Origin of the sequence: Sodalis-like endosymbiont of Proechinophthirus fluctus (assembly GCF_001602625.1) — a bacterium.
Lineage (GTDB): Bacteria > Pseudomonadota > Gammaproteobacteria > Enterobacterales > Enterobacteriaceae.
Genome location: NZ_LECR01000089.1, coordinates 1 through 2,532 on the forward strand (window position 1 = coordinate 1; position 2,532 = coordinate 2,532).

A 2,532-nucleotide genomic window follows, 5' to 3' on the forward strand; every position below is an offset into this window, starting at 1 on the left:
CTAGGAAAGGGGCCGAACTTCCGACCCACGAAGCGATTAATCTAGGTCAAGATCGTTCATGGCGGAGATATTAAAGCCACCATCCACATGCACCACCTCGCCGGTGATGCCAGCCGACAGATCGGAGCACAGGAAAGCAACGGCATTGCCGACGTCCTCAATGGTTATTGCGCGGCGAATTGGTATCACCGACTCGCAGTAGGACAGCATCTTTTTAAAGTTCTTGATGCCGGATGCGGCCAGAGTGCGGATAGGACCCGCGGAAATGGCATTCACACGCACACCTTGCGGCCCCATAGCGTTGGCCATATAACGGGTATTGGCCTCTAGAGAGGCTTTGGCCAGGCCCATGACATTATAGTTGGGGATGGCGCGTTCTGCGCCCAGGTAGGTCAGCGTCACCAAAGCAGCGTTGAGATTAAGCATTGGTCGGCAGGCTTTTGCCATGGCGACGAGGCTGTAGGAGCTGATATCGTGCGCGATGGCGAAACCTTCGCGAGTCACGGCGTTCACATAATCGCCGTCCAATTGGTCGCCGGGGGCATAAGCGATGGCATGTACGAAACCGTCAAACGTCGGCCAGATATTGGCTAGACGGGTGAACAGCGCTTCTATACTGGCATCTTCCGCCACGTCGCACGGCAGCACGATGCTGGAATTGAAACCGGCAGCAAATCCTTCCACCCGTAATTTCAATTTGTCATTCTGGTAAGTGAAAGCCAGCTCCGCCCCCTCACGGTGCATAGCCTGAGCGATGCCATATGCAATTGAACGGTTGCTGGCAACGCCAGTCACCAGAATACGCTTACCGATAAGAAAACCCATAGCATTAATCCTTGTGATCATTATTTCATGTAATTTTGTGCCCAGAGATGAACCCGTGCAGCAACGCTCTTCGTTGATAAACCCGGCGGAGAAGTGTAGCATGTTACGGCTCCTGAAATATCGTTGACACATCATGTCCTGTCGCACGACGGTTTGCCAAGCATGATGGTTTCGGCGGTACCGTAATAGATGGATTATATCATCAGCCACAGATTATTGATCGCCAGAGCGATGCGTGTCACAGTCGGATACGGATATCGTCCAGCGTCAGGCAGCAGCTTGCGCGTCAGGTCGGGTAAGCGATATTCATCCCGGGGCGCAATATCAGCCGCAGGCGAGGATCGTCGCGCAGAATGGATAACTGGCTGTTGGCGGGATAGGACAAAAAACATCGCATTTGCTGGTCAAAAGCCGTGATAAACGTCCGATCCTGCCCAAACTTAAACGATCACCACTTGCTGCGCCATACACAGCTTTCAGTGCCAATAATTTTCATAGCGGGTGAGACAGATAAATTGTACAGAGTGGTATTCATTGAGCATAAACGACCCGGTACTGACCGGTAGGCTATCCAACTGCTCCTGATGGCTGCTAGAGCCGTAATAAGCCTGTCAGAATATTCCACCGACAGCACTAGCGGTGAGTTTCCATATGCTATAAAAATTAGGCGTCATGGCTTTCTAAATGGAACTTCACAGTGTCGTTGTGATACATTTTACGCATTGCACTGTTTAAGGGAATTGCAAACTGTCGAAAAAAGGTAATCAACGCCGTTGATGCCGTGCCAGGGGTGATGGGTGTTGAGATGTTAGACAAGGGCAGATGATCGATGCCTCTAGGACTCCTCTGCCGCGGTCGGCAGCACTTGCTGAGTAAAATGCTATGGGTTTTCTTATCGGTAAGCGTATTCTGGTGACTGGCGTTGCCAGCAACCGTTCAATTGCATATGGCATCGCTCAGGCTATGCACCGTGAGGGGGCGGAGCTGGCTTTCACTTACCAGAATGACAAATTGAAATTACGGGTGGAAGGATTTGCTGCCGGTTTCAATTCCAGCATCGTGCTGCCGTGCGACGTGGCGGAAGATGCCAGTATAGAAGCGCTGTTCACCCGTCTAGCCAATATCTGGCCGACGTTTGACGGTTTCGTACATGCCATCGCTTATGCCCCCGGCGACCAATTGGACGGCGATTATGTGAACGCCGTGACTCGCGAAGGTTTCGCCATCGCGCACGATATCAGCTCCTACAGCCTCGTCGCCATGGCAAAAGCCTGCCGACCAATGCTTAATCTCAACGCTGCTTTGGTGACGCTGACCTACCTGGGCGCAGAACGCGCCATCCCCAACTATAATGTCATGGGCCTGGCCAAAGCCTCTCTAGAGGCCAATACCCGTTATATGGCCAACGCTATGGGGCCGCAAGGTGTGCGTGTGAATGCCATTTCCGCGGGTCCTATCCGCACTCTGGCCGCATCCGGCATCAAGAACTTTAAAAAGATGCTGTCCTACTGCGAGTCGGTGATACCAATTCGCCGCGCAATAACCATTGAGGACGTCGGCAATGCCGTTGCTTTCCTGTGCTCCGATCTGTCGGCTGGCATCACCGGCGAGGTGGTGCATGTGGATGGTGGCTTTAATATCTCCGCCATGAACGATCTTGACCTAGATTAATCGCTTCGTGGGTCGGAAGTTCGGCCCCTTTCCTAG

General features: G+C 52.6%; 2 protein-coding genes. One reads left to right on the forward strand and one right to left on the reverse strand.

The features are described 5' to 3' along the window. Window positions 1-36: 36 nt before the first annotated feature. Window positions 37-825, reverse strand: coding sequence for an enoyl-ACP reductase FabI (gene fabI / locus BG74_RS08710; RefSeq protein ID WP_066596536.1), 789 nt, complete (start codon window positions 823-825; stop codon window positions 37-39). A gap of 882 nt (window positions 826-1,707) precedes the next feature. Here fabI (BG74_RS08710) and fabI (BG74_RS08720) point away from each other — a divergent pair. Continuing rightward, window positions 1,708-2,496, forward strand: coding sequence for an enoyl-ACP reductase FabI (gene fabI, locus BG74_RS08720; RefSeq protein ID WP_066596536.1), 789 nt, complete (start codon window positions 1,708-1,710; stop codon window positions 2,494-2,496). Window positions 2,497-2,532: the final 36 nt, after the last annotated feature.